This is a genomic window from Spiroplasma endosymbiont of 'Nebria riversi' (assembly GCF_018831625.1).
In the GTDB taxonomy this organism is placed as follows: domain Bacteria; phylum Bacillota_I; class Bacilli_A; order Mycoplasmatales; family Nriv7; genus Nriv7.
Genome location: NZ_CP065193.1, coordinates 1,207,854 through 1,228,111 on the forward strand (window position 1 = coordinate 1,207,854; position 20,258 = coordinate 1,228,111).

Sequence of the window (20,258 nt, forward strand, 5' to 3'; positions counted from 1 at the left end):
GTAGTGCATATATCTAAATATCCTAGTATCATAAGTGAAATTAATGCTTCAAATTTTTCATATAATAATTTCAAATCATTAATTTCCAATTTTAAAAATGGGATGAAAAAAATAGTAATCATAAAAATGTAAGGTAAAATTTTCCATCAATATTTTTTTAAAGAATTAATGAGTTTTTTTGATTTCATTTTTTAAGGCTCTTTTTGCTTTAATTTTCTGAATAATAAAGCGGACTAATTTTTCAAATTTAATTGCAAAATATATTGCTCCGCCTCATCAAAAAACAAATATTCCTGCCAGCATAATATCGCTACTGAACTTGCCGAAGAAATCAACCATCTGTTTATTCATAAAATTATTAAATTCGTTACTTGTTCCAGTTATTCATTTAGTATCGATTGCTGTTAATGCACAAATTAATAAGCTTATAAAGATGAAAATGATACTTAATGATACTTTTAACCACTGCTTTTTAAAAGAATTTTTAATTTTTAATCTTAATGGTGTTTTTTCTTTTGAATTATCTTTTTTGAATAATTTCCCTAAAAGTTTTTTCATTTTAATTTTCCTTTCGTGTTTAAAAATTTTTAATTTTTTATTTTTAATTATTAAGTCTGATATTTGATTAACATGAATAATATTTTACTTTTCTAGTTTTAAAATTTCTTTATTTTTTTCCATTATTATGTATTTAAGATTATTAACACTATCTTCTAATATGACATTAGCAATTTTTAATTTGTTATTTTCTATTTCTAATTCTTGGTTTTTAGTTCGTTTTTCCATTTTTTACCTACCTTTAATCACAATAAATAAAGCAATAAGTACACAAGTTAAACCAAGAATGTTAAAAATTGGGTGTTGTGAAAATGTTCGGGCCATTGGTTTAAAAAGTTCTAAAATTGTTAAATTGCTAGTAATAAAATTTTTAAAATTGGCAAGACCCTCGCTAATATAGTTCGTTAAAGTTTCAAAATGACTACCAGCTAAAAGTTCAAGAACAGCTATTAAGATAAAAATAATAATTAGTTTAAACATTTTTATTTACCTTGTTTTGTTTTTATTGGTTTTATTTGTTTTTTAGCTTTTCCTCACGCACTTTACCGCCCTTTATTTTTAACCGCATATTGGCGTTGTTTTTCTAAATTAACTTGTTGACTACCAAATCCAAGAATAATTGCCATAATAAATTCTACAGCCAGCGTTAAGAATAAAGGAAATATTAATTGAATATTCGTTCTGGGTACTTCAAGACTTCAAATTAAATCAAAAACCTTATAAAGCGTTTGAGCCAGAAAGTCGGCCATTTTTGCAAGATTTTCCATTTTTTATTATTCCTTTTCTTTCATTTTTCTTAAAAATTTGCTAAATTTATCCATTTTTAAGTATTCTAAGTCAATTGCTGTGTCAGCATAGTATTTATATTCATAGTCAGGATTTACTTTTGAATTTAAGTAATCTCTTAAAAATGCTAGGTAAAAAGAATTGTAAGTGTTTAATATTGGTAGAGGGATTTTTAGTTTAAAAAAATAAATATCAAGTTCAGGAATATCACGATATTTAATGCGACGGCCCTTTTTACTATTTTTAGCATCAATTAAGGTGTTTCGTCAGCGTTCATATTCTTCAATACTCGTAAAGGTGCCATAGACGACTTTTAAGTAGGGATGAGAAATATTAACTGGTTTTTTGCGAATGCCCACAATCACATTATTGGCAATATCACGAACTTTAACTCAAATATGTTTATCTCTTTGGCCACTAGCTAACACAATATGACCGAAATGGCGTGCCAGAGCGAAATATTCTTGAATACCGGTTTCTTCGTTTTTGGTGTTATTTTTTTCTCAATCAGTCCCCTCTAAGAATAAATTGGTTTCATCTCACAAAAGTAAGGTTTTATCTGGTAATACCAGATAATCAAAGTCTAATAATCTCATATGACCTAAACTTAATTTTTGGCTTTCTAGTAATAGAAAGGTTGAGGCTATATGATATTTTTTCTTTTTTAGTAATTTTGATGTGTACACTAGAAAAGCAGTTTTTCCAGTTCCTAATGAACCAATCACAATATTTAATGGTGAATTTTTTAAGAAATTAATAACTTTGTTAATTTGTGTTAAATTACCGATTTTAAAAAGAAAAATTAAAATACAACCTGCTAAAAATAAATAGCTTACAATGTTTTTAAAATAACCGTTGTAAATGTATCAAATTGCTCCTCAATGTCATAAAATTAAAAATGAGGCGCGATTTAATTCAATAAAATGGTTATTTTTTTCTATTATTCATTTGCAAAATTTCATCTTGCACCTCACTTTATTTTTTTGTTAGCGTATTGCTCCAAGTAATTTTTCAAACATTTTAAAGCAAATAAAGAATATTGCCAAAATAAATGGAAAAATAAAGATTCAGTAGTCAGCAAAGAAGTTACCGACTTGTGGCATATTAACAGCAATAATTTCTCACATTTTAGTAAACGCCGTTATAATTGCATTTCATAATTTAGTCATTGTGTTACCAGCTGTTATTTTTTCTACTGTTGCAGGTGCGTTGGCCAAGAAAGTTCCAAACATATAATCACCCCCTTTCTTTTTAAAACATTCATCATTTATATTCAAAGTTTTTCTTAAATTTGTTAAAACCACGATTAACGTTAACACGATTATATTTTTTCCTAATTAATTTTGAATTTCTTTGGGAATGTATCACAATGTAACTTCTTGACATTAATTTTGTTTCTATCTAAATACCGATATGGTTTTTCAAAGGAGCATTAGAATAAATCACACCATAATCGCTATTAAGAATCAAAAAGCAATGTTTGCTATTAAAAGTCATAGTGTTTCTTGTGTTAAATTTATTTCTTTTCCACCAGTAATATGAGCCGGAATAGTTGTAATTTGAATAAATAAATCTCAGAAAGTTTGTTTAATTTGTTCTCAATTAAATTATTTTAAGTTTATTGTCATTTTTTATCTCCCAAAAATCATTTTTATTGGTAAATACATAATTGAAATTAATGCGAAAATAAAAGTGATGATAATAATTAATCCGGCAATAAACGCAACTTGTGCAGGCATTTTTTCTATCGGAATAAACAGTTCTAAGAATTCCATGATAATTTTTCAAAACATTATTTTTTATCCGCGTTATTTTCTTTTGAATTAGGAGCTTTAACTCATTCCTCAAAGCGGGCAATAAATACTTTTTCGTCTTTCGTGAAATTACCAGTATTATTTTTAATGGCGTTTTTATATTTAATTCGCATTTTTATTTTGGCATAAATTTTATAAGCAAAATATGTTAATAGCATGATGCAAATAATAATAAATATTATTCCAATTGCAAGGGCGCATAAATTTTTGTTAGGTAGGTAAAGATTTGAATAAGTATTAAGACAGTCAGCAATGATTGTCTTTTTATTTTATAAGGTGTTAAAAATTTGTTCTTTGAAAATGAAATACAAGTGAATTAATAATGTTGGTTTGTATTAAAGCACGATAAATTGTGGGTGGTCGCCATAACCAAAAGAAGTTTACCAGTTAATAGACAACACCCTATTAGCTATAGCAATTTGTTTAGTTTTGCAATAAAAAAATGAATGGGGGATTTCCTAAAAATATACACGCTATTAAATTAGTTCCAAGGTTAGGATGCGGACATTAAAGTGTAGAAATTTCTATTATAGGGGTATGCTAAGTTTAAAATTATTAAAATCTTTATCTAATAATAATAAAAAAACAAAATTTACTAACAAAGATTGTTAAACACTTAAATCTGCGATATTTAAGTGTTTAAAAAACTAAGTTAATTAACTTAGTTAATATAACTTAGTTTATCCATAAGAAAGGTAATTTATTATGAAAAACATTGAAAACATTTTCTTAAATACTAAAAAATATCTTTTAAAAGAAACACAAAACGCAATGTTTATTAAAGCCCCAAAAATTCCTTGATTTAATGAACAAATCGGCATTTGGTTTCCAAAGCGATTTGTTTATAAAGGAAAATATGAAAATTCGATTTGTGTCGGAATAATCAAGGATAGTAAATATCAAATAATTTCAATTAATCAAAAAGAAAATGAAACCAAATTAATTAAAGGACAAGAATTATTAAGCTTCTTCATTGCCGAAAAAGAAAACAACAAAAAAGATATAAATTATAACTATTTTAAAGGAGTTTAAAAATGAATATTGCGATTGGATTAATATTTATTATTATCAGCATCATGCTATTGGCATATTTTGCTTATAAAATTTATGCCAAAATAAAAATGCGAATTAAATATAAAAATGCCATTAAAAATAATACTGGTAATTTCACGAAAGACGAAAAAGTATTTATTGCCCGCTTTGAGGAATGAGTTAAAGCTCCTAATTCAAAAGAAAATAACGCGGATAAAAAATAATGTTTTGAAAAATTATCATGGAATTCTTAGAATTGTTTATTCCGATAGAAAAAATGCCTGCACAAGTTGCGTTTATTGCCGGATTAATTATTATCATCACTTTTATTTTCGCATTAATTTCAATTATGTATTTACCAATAAAAATGATTTTTGGGAGATAAAAAATGACAATAAACTTAAAATAATTTAATTGAGAACAAATTAAACAAACTTTCTGAGATTTATTTATTCAAATTACAACTATTCCGGCTCATATTACTGGTGGTAAAGAAATTAAATTAACCGAAGCACCACTTTGACTTTTAATAGCAAACATTGCTTTTTGATTCTTAACAGCGATTATGGTGTGATTTATTCTCATGCTACTTTGAAAAACCATATCAGTATTTAGATAGGGAAAAAATTAATGTCAAGAAGTTACATTGTGATACATTCCCAAAGAAATTCAAAATTAATTAGGAAAAAATATAATCGTGTTAACGTTAATCGTGGTTTTAACAAATTTAAGAAAAACTTTGAATATAAATGATGAATGTTTTAAAAAGAAAGGGGGTGATTATATGTTTGGAACTTTCTTAGCCGATGCACCAGCAACAGCAGAAAAAATAACAGCTGGTGATACAATGACTAAATTATGAAATGCAATTATGACAGCATTTACTAAAATGTGAGAAATTATTGCTGTTAATATGCCACAAGTCGGTAACTTCTTTGCTTGATTACTGAATATTCATTTTTCCATTTATTTTGGCAATATTCTTTATTTGTTTTAAAATGTTTGAAAAATTACTTGGAGCAGTATGCCAATAAAAAAATAAAGTGAGGTGCAAGATGAAATTTTGCAAATGAATAATAGAAAAAAATAACCATTTTATTGAATTAAATCGCACCTCATTTTTAATTTTATGACATTGGGGAGCAACTTGATATGTTTACAACGGTTATTTTAAAAACATTGTAAGCTATTTATTTTTAGCAGGTTGTATTTTAATTTTCCTTTTTAAAATCGGTAATTTAACACAAATTAACAAAGTTATTAATTTTTTAAAAAATTCACCATTAAATATTGTGATTGGTTCATTAGGAGCTGGAAAAACTGCTTTTCTAGTATACGCATCAAAATTACTAAAAAAGAAAAAATATCACATCGCCTCAACATTTCCATTACTAGAAACCCAAAAATTAAGTTTAGGTCATATGGGTTTGTTAGACTTTGATTATCTGGTATTACCAGACAAAACCTTACTTTTATGAGATGAAACCAATTTATTTTTAGAGGGTACCGATTGAGAAAAAAATAATACCAAAAACGAAGAAACCGGTATCCAAGAATATTTCGCTCTCGCACGCCATTTTGGTCATATTGTTCTCGCTAGCGGTCAAAGAGATAAACATATTTGAGTTAAAGTTCGTGATATTGCCAATAATGTAATTGTGGGCATTCGCAAAAAACCAGTTAATATTTTTCGTCCCTACTTAAAAGTCATCTATGGCGCCTTTACGAGTATTGAAGAATATGAACGCTGACGAAACACCTTAATTGATGCTAAAAATAGTAAAAAGGGCCGCCGCATTAAATATCGTGATATTCCTGAACTTGATATTTATTTTTTTAAACTAAAAATCCCTCTACCAATATTAAACACTTACAATTCTTTTTACCTAGCATTTTTAAGAGATTACTTAAATTCAAAAGTAAATCCTGACTATGAATATAAATACTATGCTGACACAGCAATTGACTTAGAATACTTAAAAATTGATAAATTTAGCAAATTTTTAAGAAAAACGAAAGAAAAGGAATAATAAAAAATGGAAAATCTCGCAAAAATGGCCGACTTTCTCGCTCAAATGCTTTATAAAGTTTTTGACTTAATTTGAAGTTTAGAAGTGCCGGGAACAAATATTCAACTAATATTTCCTTTATTCTTAACGCGGGCTGTAGAATTTCTTATGGCAATTATTCTTGGATTTGGTAGTCAACAAGTTAATTTAGAAAAACAACGCCAATATGCTGTTAAAAATAAGGGGCATTTAAGTGCGTGAGGAAAAGCTAAAAAACAAATAAAACCAATAAAAACAAAACAAGGTAACTAACAATGTTTAAACTAATTATTATTTTTATCTTAATAACTGTTCTTGGATTATTAGCTGGTAGTCATTTTGAAACTTTAACAAAATATATTAGCGGAGGCCTTACCAATTTCCAAAAGTTTATTACTAGCAATTTAACAATTTTAGAGCTTTTTAAACCAATGGCTCGGACATTTTCGCAACATCCAATCTTTACCATTCTTGGTGTCGCTTCTGTACTTATTGCTTTATTTATTGTGATTAAAGGACGATAAAAATATGAAAGGAGAATTAAAATGAAAAAACTTTTAGGAAAATTATTTAAAAAAGATAATTCAAAAGAAAAAATGCCATTAAAATTAAAAATTAAAAATTCTTTTAAAAAGCAGTGGTTAAAAGTATTATTAAGTATCATTTTCATCTTTATAAGCTTATTAATTTGTGCATTAACAGTAATAGATACTAAATGAATAACTGGAACAAGTTACGAATTTAATGATTTTATGAATAAAGAAATGGTTAATTTCTTCGGCAAGTTCAATAGTGGTATTATTCTGGCAGGAATATTTGTTTTTTGATGAGGCGGAGCAATATATTTTGCACTTAAATTTGAAAAATTAATCCGCTTTATTATTCAAAAAATTAAAGAAAAAAGAGCCTTGAAAAATGAAATCAAACAAACTCATTAATTCTTTAAAAAAATATTGATGGAGAATTTTACCTTACATTTTTATGATTGCTATCTTTTTCATTCCATTTTTAAAATTGGAAATTAATGATTTGAAATTATTATATGAAAAATTTGAAGCATTAATTTCACTTATGATAATAGGTTATTTAGATATATACATTACAATAGCGATAATTATGAACTGTAGCGTTGAGTGACTTATTGAAAAAATCAAAGCTAAAAGAATAATAAAAAATAAAATATTTTAAAAAGGAGTGATAAAAATGTTTATGAAAATATTTACCATGTTAATTATTAGTTTCAATAACATTTTTATCACTCCTCAAAACATTAACAATGACAAAACAACAGTACAATCACTAATTAGAAATAAAAGAGAAAGTGAAAAAACTTATGTGTTAAATTTATCAAATGTTAAAATTCAAATTACATATAACTATAACGATAAATATGAAATAGATTTTTATAACACCAAAAAAGAAGAAATTATTAATGTTCCAAAGTGATTAAAATATGATGGAACTAGTAGTTGCGAAGAAAATTGAAGACCTAATTGTGGTTTAAAAAGTTTACATTTTGAGAAAAATGATATAGTATGAAACGAGCTTAAAAGATTAAAAATTACAATAAAAAATGACAAAATGTTTGATAAAACAGAATTTATTGCCTCAAATATTCATGTTAAAATTGCTAATGAAACAATTGCTACTCCAATAAAAATATTATCTTTTAAAGCAGAAACACAAACCAAACCGACAACTGATATTGATTTACCAGAAGCAACCACCAGATTTGATGGAACCCATAACTATACAGATATCATTGATAATCTTGACTATTTAATGATTCACCGTGGTGATTTTGACAAATTTAATTATTCTTATCTTTATTGAACGCCGGTATTCAATTTCATTGACACTTTAGAAAAAGGTTACTATAAAGAATTCGCCATTAAAAATCACGGCTTTAAAGATGAGAGCTATTTTTATCATAAAACTTCTAGTGATAAAAATGTAGTAAATGAGAATATTTTAAAAATTAAGGCATTTAACAAAACCCTAATTGCTGGAAACAATTATTTACAATTACTACACGGTGAGGCTGAGATCTGAAAATATAACACCAAAAGCACTAACGATTATTACCTAATTAAGTACCTTTTTGGAACCTTAAATTATCTCAATGTTAAATTTAGTTTTTTACGCTACGATCCCGAATTAAGGAACGACATTTACCTTTATTTTAAAAACAAAATTTCTAGTATTAACAATAGCGATTACAAAAATGTTTTTAACGAAATCTACGAGATTCTTGGTAATTTATTTGCTAGTTTATTTTATGCGACTTTTGATATGGACAAAAAAACTCATACCAAAATTGATTTTAAGGGAGTAGATAATTACAACAAAGATTACTTTATTCAAATTGGTTTCTTTTACCGCTCGTTAATTACCTTTTATCCCAAAAAATATTTAATTAATGTTACTGGTAATTCGGAATTATTACTAAGAAGTTATTTCTTTACTTTTGATAAAAAAACGCACCAAGATAATTTTAATGCTATTAAAAATAATAACAGTATCTATCAAATTGAATTTAATGTCCTTAAATCTTATGATAACAAACTCATTGCCGTACCAACCAAAAAAACCGCTAACAGTATTAATTATCTCAATACTGACATTGATATTCGTTATGGTATTAATATTTTTACCTTAACTTTTCCACTTTATCACAAAGGTAATACCTATAACTACAATTTTAAAATTTATGACTTTAATGTTTTAAATTTCACAGCGTTTATTCCTGATGGTTCAAATAACAGTGAATGAGACGACTTAATTCCGCCGGCAAATGGCAAATATTCAGGGCGATGAATACCAACATTTAATGATATTGGTTGTGCAATTCAAAATGCTAGTATTAAAATGCTAAATTGAATGCTGACCGCTTCACAAGTCATTACCATTTTACGACCGCTAGCAATTATTGCAAAAGCAACAGTTAACTTTTCAACTGCTATTTTTCCAGTTTTTAAAACAGTACCAGCTTTTTATTACACATTTCAATTTTTAATCGGTTTTGCCATTTTTCTAATGATATTAAGAATTTTTGTATAATTATATATATGTATATATATTGAAAAAATAAAATAAAGTTTTAATTTTATAGAAGACTCTTGATATTTATTGAATATACCTAATTTTAGGTATATTTTTAATATGATAGAGGTGGATAATAATTATGGAAAAAATAATTCAAGAACTAGTAAATACTTTAACAGATGATCAATTTTTAGAATTTTATGAAAAAGTCAAACAACAAGCAGAATTAATAAAAAAACAAAAACGTTTAAATGAAATTGATCAAAAATTTAGAGCACAAGGTATTAAATTCCCTAAACGGGAATCTTACCATTGCGTTAAAAATGGACATAATTAAGAAGGAAAACAAAAATATTTATGTAAAAATTGCCGTGCAAGTTTTGACGCTTTTCGTAATCATTTTATTTATTGAAGTCATTTAAATTATGAACAATGAAATTTATTGATTCAAATTTCATTGCTGGGGCAATCTAGTAAAACAATTTCTCGTTTTATTAAAACTACATTAAAAACTGCTTGATATAATCGTCAAAAATTAATGAAATCAAAACAATTAGAAAATACCCAATTAAAATTTAAAAAATTATCTGGTAAAATCCAAATCGATGAAACATTTATTAAAGAAATTCATAAAGGAAATTTCAAACATAAAACTGATCCACGAAGAATTCACCTTGACCCATTCGCAACTAATACTAAATGCTGTATTCAAATGGCGGTTGATAATAATAACAATATTTATGTTAAATCCACAAACACCAAACGTTTACAAAAACAATGAGTTATTGAAAATATGAACAAAGAATTAATTAACCAAAATTCAATTATTACTTCTGATATGCAAAAATTATATTTTTTAGTAGCAAAATAAACAAATTCTACTTTATGTGTAACTAAAACAACAATTAATCCTGGAGCTAGTTATCGTAACTTAAATAAAATCAGTAAATTACAATCTAGTCTTAAAGAAGCCTTAATTCATTATCATGGTTTAGGTTTTACTAATATTCAAAATTATTTAAATCTCTGGAAATGAAAATACCAACATAAGGGTTTAACTCCAAACCAACAAACAGCGGTATTATATTTTAATGTATAAAAAATTAAAGTAAAAATAGTAATTTTACATAAAAGCCTTTTAAAATTATCAAGTTAATGATTTTTTTTATTTTATCAAGAGTTTTTGACAAAATTAAAATGTGATTTTGGGAATATCTTTTAAAATAACTATCAAATTTACAAAATTAACATAGTCAATTACTTCATTTTATTTTTTAGTTTTTAGTGCTTTTAAAATTTTGTTTTACCTCATTACCCAAAAAGTATTGAATATGCTTTCACGCATCGTGCTCGTGTTTGGTAAGTTTTAATTTTCCTTTGTAAAAAAATCCTTTCTTTTTAGAAGGCTCTTGTCTAATAAAGTGCCAATGATATTTAAACCTTAAAATAATGCTTATTGCTCCAATAAGTTCTGAGGTTGCTAAAGGATTGGCAATCGTTCTACCTTTAGTTAAGAAAAAATTTTCAATAATAAACACTGGCTTAAAATTTTCTATTCTTTTAAAATTATCAAATAATTTTTTAATTTTAAAAATTGCTTGTTCAACGCTTTCAGAAATTATTGTTTCGTTAAATTCAATGCATGAATTTTCAAAATCCCAAACAACAATACCAATAGAACCGATTACTGCGAGGTCGATACCAATTATATAATTCATAAACTAAATACTTACCTTATGACAACAACATTTTTTGTTGAGTAATCGGAATCGATGAATCACTCCCTGAATAAAGATTTAGACATATTATATTTTTCTCCTTATGTGTTGTCAGCAAAGAAAATGAGTACATTTTTCTTGTGGCACACAGCAATTTTGATAATCATAAGTTTTTTTAGTTTTTCGCTTACAATAATTTTCTATTCTTTTAAACTCACATTGCAATGATTTTTCTTTCAATTGACAATTAATTGCTTTTAACGCTGTAATTAATTCTTTATAAGAATATTTTTGGCGTAACGCTTTAAGTCAATAAAAATGTTTGTTTTCCATTAATTAATCTTCCTCAATTATTTCTTTATAAATAATTCATTTCCGCGGACGAATGGCTTTTTTCTTGTAATAAATTACAGTTTATAATGAGTGTACTTTTCTTTTAAAATTAAGATCATTACGCGAAAACCCATAATAGCGTTCTACAATTTCAGCAACACTATCATAAACACCGACTAACTCATTGGTTTCGCAAGAATATATAACATAACAATATTTTTTAGCCATTTCGTACTTGTTCAAGATTTAATCTAATTTAAATCAGTTTCTTTTAGTCATTCGGGAATAATATAATTAAAATTAATATCTTTATCAGCTTCAGATTTTTTAATATTTTCTAAAAAGTTTTGTTGATTTTTAATTTTAACTTCTTCATACAAATTAATAATTTCTTGCCCCTTAATGGTTGTGATTTTCTGTGCACCGTTGGCATCATAATTAATAACTTCATAATCATTTTCTGTAAAAATACCAAGCACCATCTAATTTGCATATTTAATTGATGGATATACTAGTTTTCGAGGAACTCAAGAACCACCGCCACTATTGGTAATTGATAGTAAAATCAAATTTGTTGTTTCAGCAACAATATATTTTTTATTTAAAAATAAATTTTTTAAGTTAGTCATTATTTATTAACTCCTCATATCAATAATTTTTTATTTTTTGTAAAAAGATAATATATAGCCCCCCATATATTCAATTTCCTAGTTAGCTAACATAGTTAACTATCTAAGAAATCTATGTTATCTCTCTTATGTTAACTAAGTTATGTTAGCTAACTAGGTGCGAGAAATGCTCGAAATTATCAAAAAGCATTTTTAGGCACACCTAAAAAGTGTTCTCATATTTACAACACAATTTTTAGATAGAATTTAATTTTTTGTTCGAACAAGTTAATAAAGTTGGTTTAATTTTATTAATTAAAATACCCACTTCCTCTTAAAAATAATTTTTAAAAGGAAGGCGTATTCTTGCTGGTCTAAAATGGTTATCTTACACACATAATATAAACCAACCTCCAATATTTATACGAAGTGCATATTTTTTTTACAAAAGAACAAAAAAGACGATAATTATCGTCTTTTTCTTATTTTTCTACATCTTTGTTATACGCCCTGTCGTTGACTAGAACTTAAATTGCTAGCATCATTAATAGGAAACGAGGGAAATAATTTCATTATGAGCAAGAAATCGCATATCTTGATTATTTAACAAAATAATTCCTTGATAGTTATCATACATTCCACCAATAAGTTTTAATAAAGTAGATTTTCCACTACCAGAAACGCCACTAATAAAATTAGTTTTTTTTAAATTGATAATTAATTTTTTGAAAAATAATTTGATCACAATATTTAAAAGACACATTTTGCAATGAGATCGTTGAAATAGTTGCTTCGCACAAAGAATTATGCTTAATTTCCTTTTTAAAAAATAACAGCGGTTTTACACGATTAATCGCTTGTTTCAGTTTTTTTCTCGTAATAATTAGCTGACCAATTTCTTGAAAAAAGTTTGTTACATAGCCTGTTAATGAACTAGCAAATATTATTTGTCCTAAAGATATCATATTACTAGCAAGTAAGTTACTTGCTAAATATAATATTAATAAATTACAAAGACTAATAATCAACTGTTCATAGTGGTTAACTTTAACTTCAGCATTAGATAAACTAATACTAGTTTTTTGTAATTGGTCATAACTTTGTTGAATTTTAAATAAAACAACATCATTAATATCACAGCCTATTCTTTGCGTTGCTGATTGAATTAGTTGTAAATATTGTTGATAATGAAAAATCGTTTCTTGTTTTTGTTTAATTTTTTGATGATAACAAAAATTATGAAATAACAAATTAATACATAACAAAATTAATGACTGCAATCCAATGGCTAGTAAAAATCATCAATGAATAAAAAATAACAATATAGCACTAATAATTGCCATAATAAAAATAGGAATACCTTGGGTAATAACTTTGTTGTTAATAAAATACAAACAATAGTTAAATCCTCAACTCTTTGCAATCAATCACTATCTTGATATTGTTCCATTATTATAAAATTACTTTCACTAATAGCAAAATAATATCGATGTGTCATATTAGTAATAAAATTATGAGTTAACATTAAAATTATTTTTTGTTGACAAAAACTAACAATCATTTTCATTAAAATAATAATTATAAAACCTAATAAAATCTTTAATCAAATATTATTTAAAATAAAAAGATGACGACTATTAACAAATACCTTTACTAACATATTTGCTAAAAAATTAATTACCATTAATAATAAATTAATAACCAATAGTCCCGAAATTACCATTAAATATGGTTGTAATAAATAAAATAATGAACAAGTAACAAGATTTTTTTGTTTACTAGCAAGGATTATTGTTTTAGCACTAATAATTAAAGTATCCAAATAAATATTTTGTAAATATTCATTTGTTACTCATTGTAATTTTTAATTGCTGATCATAGCAATTAAAAATTTTTTTCGATGTTTTTTATAAACAACAATAAAATGATCTTCACCATTGTCATTATTAACATATAAAATTCAAGGCGTTTTTAACGATAACTTTTGAAGTTGCTCAAAATTACAATGATATGGCGTTAATAACACTCCCTGTGAATAGGCTACCGCTTTCAATGTTTTAATACTTCAATATTTTCATTGAAATGATGCTTCTTGTTTTAAAGTTTCTAATGAAATTTGTTTCTTGCGATAATACGTAATTAACATTGCTAAACAAGCAACAGCACAATCATTTTTTTGCTCTTGTCATATTAATGGATACAACATTTAATCCCCATTACTACTTTTACTTATCTAATATTTTTTTCCTTGTAAAACATAAAAAAATCTCGTTAATAATTAACGAGAAAATTTACGATTTTGTGCTTTTTTAAATAAACGTTTTTCTCTGGGAGAAAGGAAGTGTTTACGCTTTTCTAATTCTCTTTTAATTGGAGAAGCAGCTTTTTTAAATCTGCGTAAAGCTTGATCAATATCTTCTCCATCCTTTTTTACAACAACTGTGGCCATTTAATTTTTAACTCCATTTTCCTATATTTTTTTATATATGAATATTTTATAGCTAGACCCTATAATTATAATTTTTTTTGCTATAAAATGCAAATGATTTAATAAATAGGGTCGCGTTTAGTTTTATTAGGTATTACTTTGAAGAAGTAAAACAATCAGCTAATTATATTATTTAATTACTAAACTAACCCTGCCTTTCTTGTTATTGTCATTTTTATTCGTTTTCATTTTATCATATTATTGAATTTTTACACAACAAAAATTTTTTAATTTTGTAGAAAACTCTTGATAAAATAAAAAAAATCATCAACTTGATAATTTTAAAAGGCTTTTATGTAAAATTACTATTTTTACTTTAATTTTTTATACATTAAAATATAATACCACTGTTTGTTGGTTTGGAGTTAAACCCTTATGTTGGTATTTTCATTTTCAGAGATTTAAATAATTTTGAATATTAGTAAAACCTAAACCATGATAATGAATTAAGGCTTCTTTAAGACTAGATTTTAATTTACTGATTTTATTTAAGTTACGATAACTATCTTCAGGATTAATTGTTGTTTTAGTTACACATAAAGTGGAATTTGTTTGTTTTGCTACTAAAAAATATAATTTTTGCATATCAGAAGTAATAATTGAATTTTGGTTAATTAATTCTTTGTTCATATTTTCAATAACTCATTGTTTTTGTAAACGTTTGGTGTTTGTGGATTTAACATAAATATTGTTATTATTATCAACTGCCATTTGAATACAGCATTTAGTATTAGTTGCGAATGGGTCAAGGTGAATTCTTCGTGGATCAGTTTTATGTTTGAAATTTCCTTTATGAATTTCTTTAATAAATGTTTCATCGATTTGGATTTTGCCAGATAATTTTTTAAATTTTAATTGGGTATTTTCTTCGACAGTGCGATTATCTTGCACTTTAAATGACCCAAAATTATTAAAATTTTCAATTCACCGAATATACGGCTGATTTTGAAATTTCGTATTATTTAATAATTTCAACAATGCTTTTTCCGTTTTGATAAAGCATGACAATTTGTTTTTTAAATTCATTTGAATATGAGTTTTTCCCCATTTTTATCTTCCTACTTTCTTAATAATTTTATTTTATTTGAAAGTCCACATAAATATGGTCCAACTTATTGTAACCCATCCATATAGCATGAAACGAGCTTAAAAGATTAAAAATTACAATAAAAAATGACAAAACGTTTGATAAAACAGAATTTATTGCCTCAAATACTCATGTTAAAATTGCTAATGAAACAATTACTATTCCAATAAAAATACTATCTTTTAAAGCAGAATTAAAAAATAATTAAACTGTAAAATGGGAGGGATTGGGAACTGTGCAATTAACTGTGTCTCTAAGTGATTAACTTAAATTCACTCTGCTCTGTCTTCAAATTTTATCATTAAATGTGAAATTGCACTACCCCAATTTTGAATTGGCATCGTTCATTTCTTAACCATATTTTGAAATGCTAAATAAAATATTTTAAAAACTGATGCGTCATTAGGAAAAATCTTTTTATTTGTAGAAACCATATACATATGACAAGATTTCGGTTTCTACAAACTTGCTGTTAATTAATAAATAAATACGAGCTCATTTATTTATTGCAAAAAATATAAGGCTAAATTAATATTTATTATTTTTAGTTATGCCTTGTATTTTTTTGTGCCTTTATAGTAATAAACTAAGTTAATTAGTAAACGAAGTTTACTAACAAATTTTGTTAAACATAAATGTTTAAAAAAATAAATATTTAACTTAGTTTAATATAACTTAGTTTAATATAACTTAGTTTAATATAACTAAATATATTTGTAAGGAAGGTATGTGTATGCGAAATATTGAAAATATTTTTTTAAATACTAAAAAATATCTTTTAAAAGAAACGCAAAGTGCAGTACTTATTAAAGCACCAGAAATTCCGTGATTTAATCAACCTATTGGTATTTGATTTTCAAAGCGGTTTGTTTATAAGGGTAAATATGAAAATTCTATTTGTATTGGAATAATTAAAGATAGTGATTATAGAGTAGTATCGATTAATCGAACAGACCGAGAAACAAATTTAATTGGAGGACAAGAATTATTAAATTTTTTTATTTCGGAAAAAGAGAACGATAAAAAGGATGTAAGTTTTAATTATTTTAAAAATTCATTTTAAAGATTAAGGTAATTAAAAAATATCTTGGTTGATGTTTATGGTGGTGAAGCGGTGCGGAAAGCGTATGCTCCGCCCGCTAGTTATGGATGAGTTGAGTTATTTAACTAAGTTATTGCAATTTTTTTGATTTGGTGTAGTAAAAAAATAGTTTTGGAGTTTTAGAAATGAAAATGTGAGTTAGTGTGGGTTAACCACCTAAAAATTATTGTCGAAAGTTTATATATTCTATTAATAAAAAAACTGGATTAGAACAAAAATTTTGAGCGTCTAAATCTGCAGTTGAATCTGTTAGAACTTATTTAGTCGGTGATAATTGACTTTGTGTTGATATTGCATATTAAAAGATTAGAAAATTAAGGAGAAAAGAAAGATGAGTATTTTTGGATTAGTATTTTTCACGATTTTAACATTATTACTAGCATATTATATTGCGGTTAATATTTATCGGTTTTTTAAAGATAAAAAGAAATATGGTAGCGAAGCAAAGCGGTTGCCAAAAGATTTTACTTATTCACAACGAATATTTATTGCAAAGTTTAAGCGAAATTTATTAGAACAAGATGAAAAAGAAATTAAAAAGTAGGTTTTAGAAAATGTTTAAAAAAGTAATTATTGAGTTAATTGAATTAATTTATCCAACTGCCGATTTACCGCCTCAAGTTGTATTTTTGTTTTCAATTTTAATAATTGTAATGCTCTTCTCGGCAATTATTTTTCTACTCTTTTGACCTTTTAAGCGGTAATTATTATGTTTTTAGTTGCTTGAAAAGATTTATATTGAGAAATGACAAAATTGTATTTTTGAGATTTATTTATTCAAATTAAAGTTATTCCGGCATGAGTTTCCGGCAAAGAAATTGATTTAACCAAAGAACTACTTTGACTTTTAATAGCAAATATTGCCTTTTGAATGGTATTAGTATTCATCGTCTTATTTATGGTTATTTTATTTTATAAGGTTAAATCATATTTTGTTTAGAAAGGGGGTGATTGTATGATTAGAACTTTCTTAACAGAAGTGACTACGCCAGTGGCTGTTACTGGCGAGCAAGCGGTTACTAACTTATGAAAAGCATTAATTAAAGCGTTTGGTAATATTTGAACTGATATTATTGGTGGTAATATGCCAAATGTTGTTAATTTCTTTGCTACATATTGAATTTTCTTGCTTGACGTGATTATTGGTTTATTTTTAATCGCTTTCAAAATGTTTGAAAAATTAATGCCCGGCAGATAGTAATAAAAATAAATAAAGTGTGATTTAAGTGACACTACTGTTTAAAAAAATAAATTTAAGATTATATGATTTTGTCGCTTTAAATCGCACTTTATTTATTATTGCGTGATTCTATGGTGCGATTTTGCATTATTATAATCCTCAGAGTTGACGAATGTTAGTTGATATTATTTATTTATTAATTGCTTTGTATATTTTATATACTAAAATTTCTCATTTCTTTGCTCGTCGTAGTTTTATTAATTTCCTATTAAATTCGCCCTTAAATTTAGTAATTGGTGCCTTAGGGAATGGAAAAACCGCTTTAATGGTTTTAGCTTCTTACTTATTAAGTGGTTGAAAAACGATTTCTAATTTTCCGATTACGGATAAACAAATGCTTTCATTAGGGCATATGTCTTTATTAGATTATAATTATCCGATATTATAAGAAAAGCATTTGCTGTTATGATATGAAACTAACTTATTTTTAGAAGGAACTGACTATAAAGAAAATGATAGAGTAACCCAAGGTTTACAAGAATATTTTGCTTCAGCACGGCAATTTACTCATATCGTATTAGCAAGCGGACAACGAGCCGAACATATATGAGTTAAAGTTCGTGATATTGCGAATTCAATAATTTTTGGTATTAGAAAAAAACCAGTTAGTATCTTTCGTCCTTATTTACAAGTTATTTATGGCACTTTTAAATCGGTAAGTGAATACGAACAATGACGATTAACTCTGATTAATGCAAAAAATGATAAAAAAGGTCGCAAAATCAAGTATTGTAGCATTCCGGAATTAGACATTTATTTCTTTAAATTGAAAATTCCGATGTCAATTTTAAATCTTTATGATAATAAATATTTATCATTCTTGCGTGAATTAAGTAATCGTGCTTTGAACGATAATTATCAACATAAATTTTGAAATGATAATGTAATGGATATTGAAGCATTAGAATATTTAAAAATGGAAAAATTCAGTAAGATACTTACTAAGTTAAAAAATAATCTGAAGAAGAAAAACAAGTAAAGGAGTTTAAAAAATGGAAAACTTAGAAAAAATGGCTAGTTTGATTGGCGATATGTTTTATAAAGTTTTTGATTTAATTTGAACTTTAACCATTCCCGGAACAGATATTCGTATTATTATTTTTCCGCTAATTATGCTTGTGATAAATCTTGTAATTGGTGGCATTTTAGGTATTCATATTGAACGACCAAAAGTTGGTTTTCGTAAAAAATATCGAAAATCAGTTGCTAATTGAGGAGCTAAGAAAAAATCATCTAGTGGTCCAATTAAGAAATTTAGTGGGCATAATTCTAAAAACAGACCGTGAGTTAACCAACACGGACGGCGAATAAAAAGGTAGGTTTTAGAAAATGTTTAAATTGATAATATTATTTATTCTTGTCGCTGTTTTTTCTATTTTTGCTTTAAATGACTTTTTAGGTTTATGAGCCTATGTGCGTGAGGGTTTAGAATATTTTAATAAAGTTCTATCAAATAATATTAAAATTTTAGAACTATTTAAACCAATGATAAGGTTATTTTCCCAACATCCGATTTTCCAAATTTTAGGAACGATTTGTATTTTATCAACAATATATTTAATTTTAAGGAGTTAAAAAATGAAAAAGTTAAAAAAAATATTAGGTATTAAATGATTTAAAAGTGTTTTAGGTTTTATACATTTTTTTATTATATTTCATAGTGTTATTATTATAATTTGAATATTTTTAACAATTCTTCAAATTAAAGGGGATGAATTTTTTAAAGATTTTATACCATTAAATTTTCAAAGTGTATTTTTTAATGTTTATCTTTGATTATTAATTATTTATTTCTTAATAACTGGTATTAAGTTAATTATTAGGGGTTATTACTTTAATAAAGTTTTTAGAAAGCATCAAATGCAAGTTGCTAATTGTGAATGCCCACAACATCAACAGTATAAATTTTCTGATGCTTTTAAAGCGATAAAAAATAGTTTTAAAGCTTGAGGAGATGGATAAAATTATTTCTTGATTTTATTTTATAATGTTTATTAGTTAGGGGCGTTTTTTGATACAAAACAACCACGAAAACCTAATAGGGAACAATTATTTATGAAACGACAAAAACGAGCCCTAAATCCTAGTCAATGTGGTGAAAGTTGCGAATTAGAGTTTGCTAATGTTAAGAATAGTGGTTTAATTTTAATCCCTAAAAATTATGATATGCTTGATTTTACGAAAAGTAATATTTTATTACCTAATTTTCCGGCACCACAAAAACAATTTTATGTCTATAATTCAGAATTTACTAATCTTTATAACAAAAATGGTGTTTATAAAAAAATAAATGGTTATTGGGTTGATGGTTCTACTTACGATGTCCGTAGTTATTGGCTTGACGAAATTGTTAATGTGAAAATTTCATTTAAAAAAGTTTCAGGTGTTTAGCGTATAAT

General features: G+C 25.8%; 37 protein-coding genes and 1 pseudogene. 20 read left to right on the top strand and 18 right to left on the bottom strand.

Annotated features, from left to right (window positions below; translation table 4 throughout):
- Positions 1-165: 165 nt before the first annotated feature.
- The 7 genes from I5Q57_RS07785 to I5Q57_RS09765 all read right to left on the bottom strand — a co-directional run bounded on the left by I5Q57_RS07785 (position 166) and on the right by I5Q57_RS09765 (position 3,271).
- Entirely contained in the window at positions 166-558 is a 393-nt protein-coding gene (locus I5Q57_RS07785) for a hypothetical protein (protein WP_215825998.1), read from the bottom strand.
- A gap of 84 nt (positions 559-642) precedes the next feature.
- Positions 643-786: a hypothetical protein gene (locus I5Q57_RS07790; protein WP_215825981.1), complete on the bottom strand. Its 144-nt coding sequence runs from the start codon at positions 784-786 to the stop codon at positions 643-645.
- Positions 787-789: 3 nt separating this feature from the next.
- Complete coding sequence (locus I5Q57_RS07795; RefSeq protein ID WP_215825999.1) at positions 790-1,038, bottom strand: hypothetical protein; 249 nt, start codon at positions 1,036-1,038, stop codon at positions 790-792.
- Between the two features lie 62 nt (positions 1,039-1,100).
- A complete protein-coding gene (locus I5Q57_RS07800) occupies positions 1,101-1,325 on the bottom strand; it encodes a hypothetical protein (protein WP_215826000.1) in 225 nt (74 codons plus the stop codon).
- A 6-nt stretch (positions 1,326-1,331) separates the two neighbouring features.
- Positions 1,332-2,306 (bottom strand): hypothetical protein, encoded by a 975-nt coding sequence (locus I5Q57_RS07805; RefSeq protein WP_215826001.1) that lies wholly within the window; start codon positions 2,304-2,306, stop codon positions 1,332-1,334.
- 24 nt (positions 2,307-2,330) lie between these two features.
- Positions 2,331-2,576 carry a hypothetical protein gene (locus tag I5Q57_RS07810; protein ID WP_215826002.1) on the bottom strand — a complete coding sequence of 82 codons (246 nt, stop codon included), beginning with the start codon at positions 2,574-2,576 and terminating at the stop codon, positions 2,331-2,333.
- Between the two features lie 560 nt (positions 2,577-3,136).
- A complete protein-coding gene (locus I5Q57_RS09765) occupies positions 3,137-3,271 on the bottom strand; it encodes a hypothetical protein (protein ID WP_256444888.1) in 135 nt (44 codons plus the stop codon).
- A 592-nt stretch (positions 3,272-3,863) separates the two neighbouring features.
- On the opposite strand from I5Q57_RS09765, the gene I5Q57_RS07815 reads away from it, so the two are divergent.
- From I5Q57_RS07815 to I5Q57_RS07860, 10 genes are all read left to right on the top strand, one after another.
- A complete protein-coding gene (locus I5Q57_RS07815) occupies positions 3,864-4,190 on the top strand; it encodes a hypothetical protein (protein WP_215826003.1) in 327 nt (108 codons plus the stop codon).
- 2 nt (positions 4,191-4,192) lie between these two features.
- Entirely contained in the window at positions 4,193-4,414 is a 222-nt protein-coding gene (locus I5Q57_RS07820; RefSeq protein ID WP_215826004.1) for a hypothetical protein, read from the top strand.
- Between the two features lie 560 nt (positions 4,415-4,974).
- Complete coding sequence (locus I5Q57_RS07825; protein ID WP_215826005.1) at positions 4,975-5,187, top strand: hypothetical protein; 213 nt, start codon at positions 4,975-4,977, stop codon at positions 5,185-5,187.
- Positions 5,188-5,245: 58 nt separating this feature from the next.
- Entirely contained in the window at positions 5,246-6,220 is a 975-nt protein-coding gene (locus tag I5Q57_RS07830; protein ID WP_215826006.1) for a hypothetical protein, read from the top strand.
- Positions 6,221-6,226: 6 nt separating this feature from the next.
- Positions 6,227-6,511, top strand: a complete 285-nt coding sequence (locus tag I5Q57_RS07835; protein WP_215826007.1) for a hypothetical protein — start codon at positions 6,227-6,229, stop codon at positions 6,509-6,511.
- Between the two features lie 2 nt (positions 6,512-6,513).
- Positions 6,514-6,762, top strand: coding sequence for a hypothetical protein (locus I5Q57_RS07840; protein WP_215826008.1), 249 nt, complete (start codon positions 6,514-6,516; stop codon positions 6,760-6,762).
- A 21-nt stretch (positions 6,763-6,783) separates the two neighbouring features.
- Positions 6,784-7,176 (top strand): hypothetical protein, encoded by a 393-nt coding sequence (locus I5Q57_RS07845; protein WP_215826009.1) that lies wholly within the window; start codon positions 6,784-6,786, stop codon positions 7,174-7,176.
- Positions 7,177-7,441: 265 nt separating this feature from the next.
- Entirely contained in the window at positions 7,442-9,298 is a 1,857-nt protein-coding gene (locus I5Q57_RS07850; protein WP_215826010.1) for a hypothetical protein, read from the top strand.
- A 124-nt stretch (positions 9,299-9,422) separates the two neighbouring features.
- Positions 9,423-9,620, top strand: coding sequence for a hypothetical protein (locus I5Q57_RS07855; protein ID WP_215826011.1), 198 nt, complete (start codon positions 9,423-9,425; stop codon positions 9,618-9,620).
- Between the two features lie 105 nt (positions 9,621-9,725).
- Positions 9,726-10,154 carry a hypothetical protein gene (locus tag I5Q57_RS07860; RefSeq protein ID WP_215826012.1) on the top strand — a complete coding sequence of 143 codons (429 nt, stop codon included), beginning with the start codon at positions 9,726-9,728 and terminating at the stop codon, positions 10,152-10,154.
- Between the two features lie 403 nt (positions 10,155-10,557).
- Here the strand turns inward: I5Q57_RS07860 and I5Q57_RS07865 are convergent, their stop codons facing one another.
- The 11 genes and pseudogenes from I5Q57_RS07865 to I5Q57_RS10160 form a co-directional block, all read right to left on the bottom strand.
- Complete coding sequence (locus I5Q57_RS07865; RefSeq protein WP_215826013.1) at positions 10,558-11,001, bottom strand: hypothetical protein; 444 nt, start codon at positions 10,999-11,001, stop codon at positions 10,558-10,560.
- Between the two features lie 87 nt (positions 11,002-11,088).
- On the bottom strand, positions 11,089-11,334 hold the full coding sequence (locus I5Q57_RS07870; protein ID WP_215826014.1) for a hypothetical protein: 246 nt from the start codon (positions 11,332-11,334) through the stop codon (positions 11,089-11,091).
- 251 nt (positions 11,335-11,585) lie between these two features.
- Positions 11,586-11,816 carry a hypothetical protein gene (locus I5Q57_RS07875; protein ID WP_215826015.1) on the bottom strand — a complete coding sequence of 77 codons (231 nt, stop codon included), beginning with the start codon at positions 11,814-11,816 and terminating at the stop codon, positions 11,586-11,588.
- Entirely contained in the window at positions 11,817-11,963 is a 147-nt protein-coding gene (locus tag I5Q57_RS07880; RefSeq protein WP_215826016.1) for a hypothetical protein, read from the bottom strand.
- A gap of 523 nt (positions 11,964-12,486) precedes the next feature.
- The gene (locus tag I5Q57_RS09955) at positions 12,487-12,705 is read right to left on the bottom strand and encodes an ATP-binding cassette domain-containing protein (protein ID WP_369806544.1); all 219 of its coding nucleotides are present in this window, start codon (positions 12,703-12,705) and stop codon (positions 12,487-12,489) included.
- Positions 12,638-13,285, bottom strand: a complete 648-nt coding sequence (locus tag I5Q57_RS07890) for an ATP-binding cassette domain-containing protein (protein ID WP_215826018.1) — start codon at positions 13,283-13,285, stop codon at positions 12,638-12,640. The genes I5Q57_RS09955 and I5Q57_RS07890 overlap by 68 nt, the downstream gene beginning before the upstream one ends.
- Positions 13,231-13,764 carry a hypothetical protein gene (locus I5Q57_RS07895; protein WP_215826019.1) on the bottom strand — a complete coding sequence of 178 codons (534 nt, stop codon included), beginning with the start codon at positions 13,762-13,764 and terminating at the stop codon, positions 13,231-13,233. The genes I5Q57_RS07890 and I5Q57_RS07895 overlap by 55 nt, the downstream gene beginning before the upstream one ends.
- A gap of 42 nt (positions 13,765-13,806) precedes the next feature.
- On the bottom strand, positions 13,807-14,148 hold the full coding sequence (locus I5Q57_RS07900) for a cysteine peptidase family C39 domain-containing protein (protein WP_215826020.1): 342 nt from the start codon (positions 14,146-14,148) through the stop codon (positions 13,807-13,809).
- A 72-nt stretch (positions 14,149-14,220) separates the two neighbouring features.
- On the bottom strand, positions 14,221-14,391 hold the full coding sequence (gene rpsU, locus I5Q57_RS07905; protein ID WP_215826021.1) for a 30S ribosomal protein S21: 171 nt from the start codon (positions 14,389-14,391) through the stop codon (positions 14,221-14,223).
- A 363-nt stretch (positions 14,392-14,754) separates the two neighbouring features.
- Positions 14,755-15,405 carry a transposase gene (locus tag I5Q57_RS07910; protein WP_215826022.1) on the bottom strand — a complete coding sequence of 217 codons (651 nt, stop codon included), beginning with the start codon at positions 15,403-15,405 and terminating at the stop codon, positions 14,755-14,757.
- Between the two features lie 378 nt (positions 15,406-15,783).
- A pseudogene (locus tag I5Q57_RS10160) lies at positions 15,784-15,948 on the bottom strand (IS256 family transposase); the annotation flags it as partial.
- 302 nt (positions 15,949-16,250) lie between these two features.
- On the opposite strand from I5Q57_RS10160, the gene I5Q57_RS07920 reads away from it, so the two are divergent.
- From I5Q57_RS07920 to I5Q57_RS07965, 10 genes are all read left to right on the top strand, one after another.
- A complete protein-coding gene (locus I5Q57_RS07920) occupies positions 16,251-16,580 on the top strand; it encodes a hypothetical protein (RefSeq protein ID WP_215826024.1) in 330 nt (109 codons plus the stop codon).
- A gap of 370 nt (positions 16,581-16,950) precedes the next feature.
- Positions 16,951-17,163 carry a hypothetical protein gene (locus tag I5Q57_RS07925; RefSeq protein ID WP_215825875.1) on the top strand — a complete coding sequence of 71 codons (213 nt, stop codon included), beginning with the start codon at positions 16,951-16,953 and terminating at the stop codon, positions 17,161-17,163.
- 165 nt (positions 17,164-17,328) lie between these two features.
- Positions 17,329-17,559 carry a hypothetical protein gene (locus tag I5Q57_RS07930; protein WP_215826025.1) on the top strand — a complete coding sequence of 77 codons (231 nt, stop codon included), beginning with the start codon at positions 17,329-17,331 and terminating at the stop codon, positions 17,557-17,559.
- Positions 17,560-17,574: 15 nt separating this feature from the next.
- Complete coding sequence (locus I5Q57_RS07935) at positions 17,575-17,817, top strand: hypothetical protein (protein ID WP_215826026.1); 243 nt, start codon at positions 17,575-17,577, stop codon at positions 17,815-17,817.
- Positions 17,818-17,845: 28 nt separating this feature from the next.
- The gene (locus I5Q57_RS07940) at positions 17,846-18,247 is read left to right on the top strand and encodes a hypothetical protein (RefSeq protein ID WP_215826027.1); all 402 of its coding nucleotides are present in this window, start codon (positions 17,846-17,848) and stop codon (positions 18,245-18,247) included.
- A 9-nt stretch (positions 18,248-18,256) separates the two neighbouring features.
- Complete coding sequence (locus tag I5Q57_RS07945) at positions 18,257-18,838, top strand: hypothetical protein (RefSeq protein ID WP_215826028.1); 582 nt, start codon at positions 18,257-18,259, stop codon at positions 18,836-18,838.
- Positions 18,839-18,851: 13 nt separating this feature from the next.
- Positions 18,852-19,178 (top strand): hypothetical protein, encoded by a 327-nt coding sequence (locus I5Q57_RS07950; protein WP_215826029.1) that lies wholly within the window; start codon positions 18,852-18,854, stop codon positions 19,176-19,178.
- 10 nt (positions 19,179-19,188) lie between these two features.
- The gene (locus I5Q57_RS07955; RefSeq protein ID WP_215826030.1) at positions 19,189-19,434 is read left to right on the top strand and encodes a hypothetical protein; all 246 of its coding nucleotides are present in this window, start codon (positions 19,189-19,191) and stop codon (positions 19,432-19,434) included.
- Between the two features lie 3 nt (positions 19,435-19,437).
- Complete coding sequence (locus I5Q57_RS07960) at positions 19,438-19,821, top strand: hypothetical protein (RefSeq protein ID WP_215826031.1); 384 nt, start codon at positions 19,438-19,440, stop codon at positions 19,819-19,821.
- Between the two features lie 93 nt (positions 19,822-19,914).
- On the top strand, positions 19,915-20,250 hold the full coding sequence (locus tag I5Q57_RS07965; RefSeq protein WP_215826032.1) for a hypothetical protein: 336 nt from the start codon (positions 19,915-19,917) through the stop codon (positions 20,248-20,250).
- The last annotated feature ends 8 nt before the right edge of the window (positions 20,251-20,258 follow it).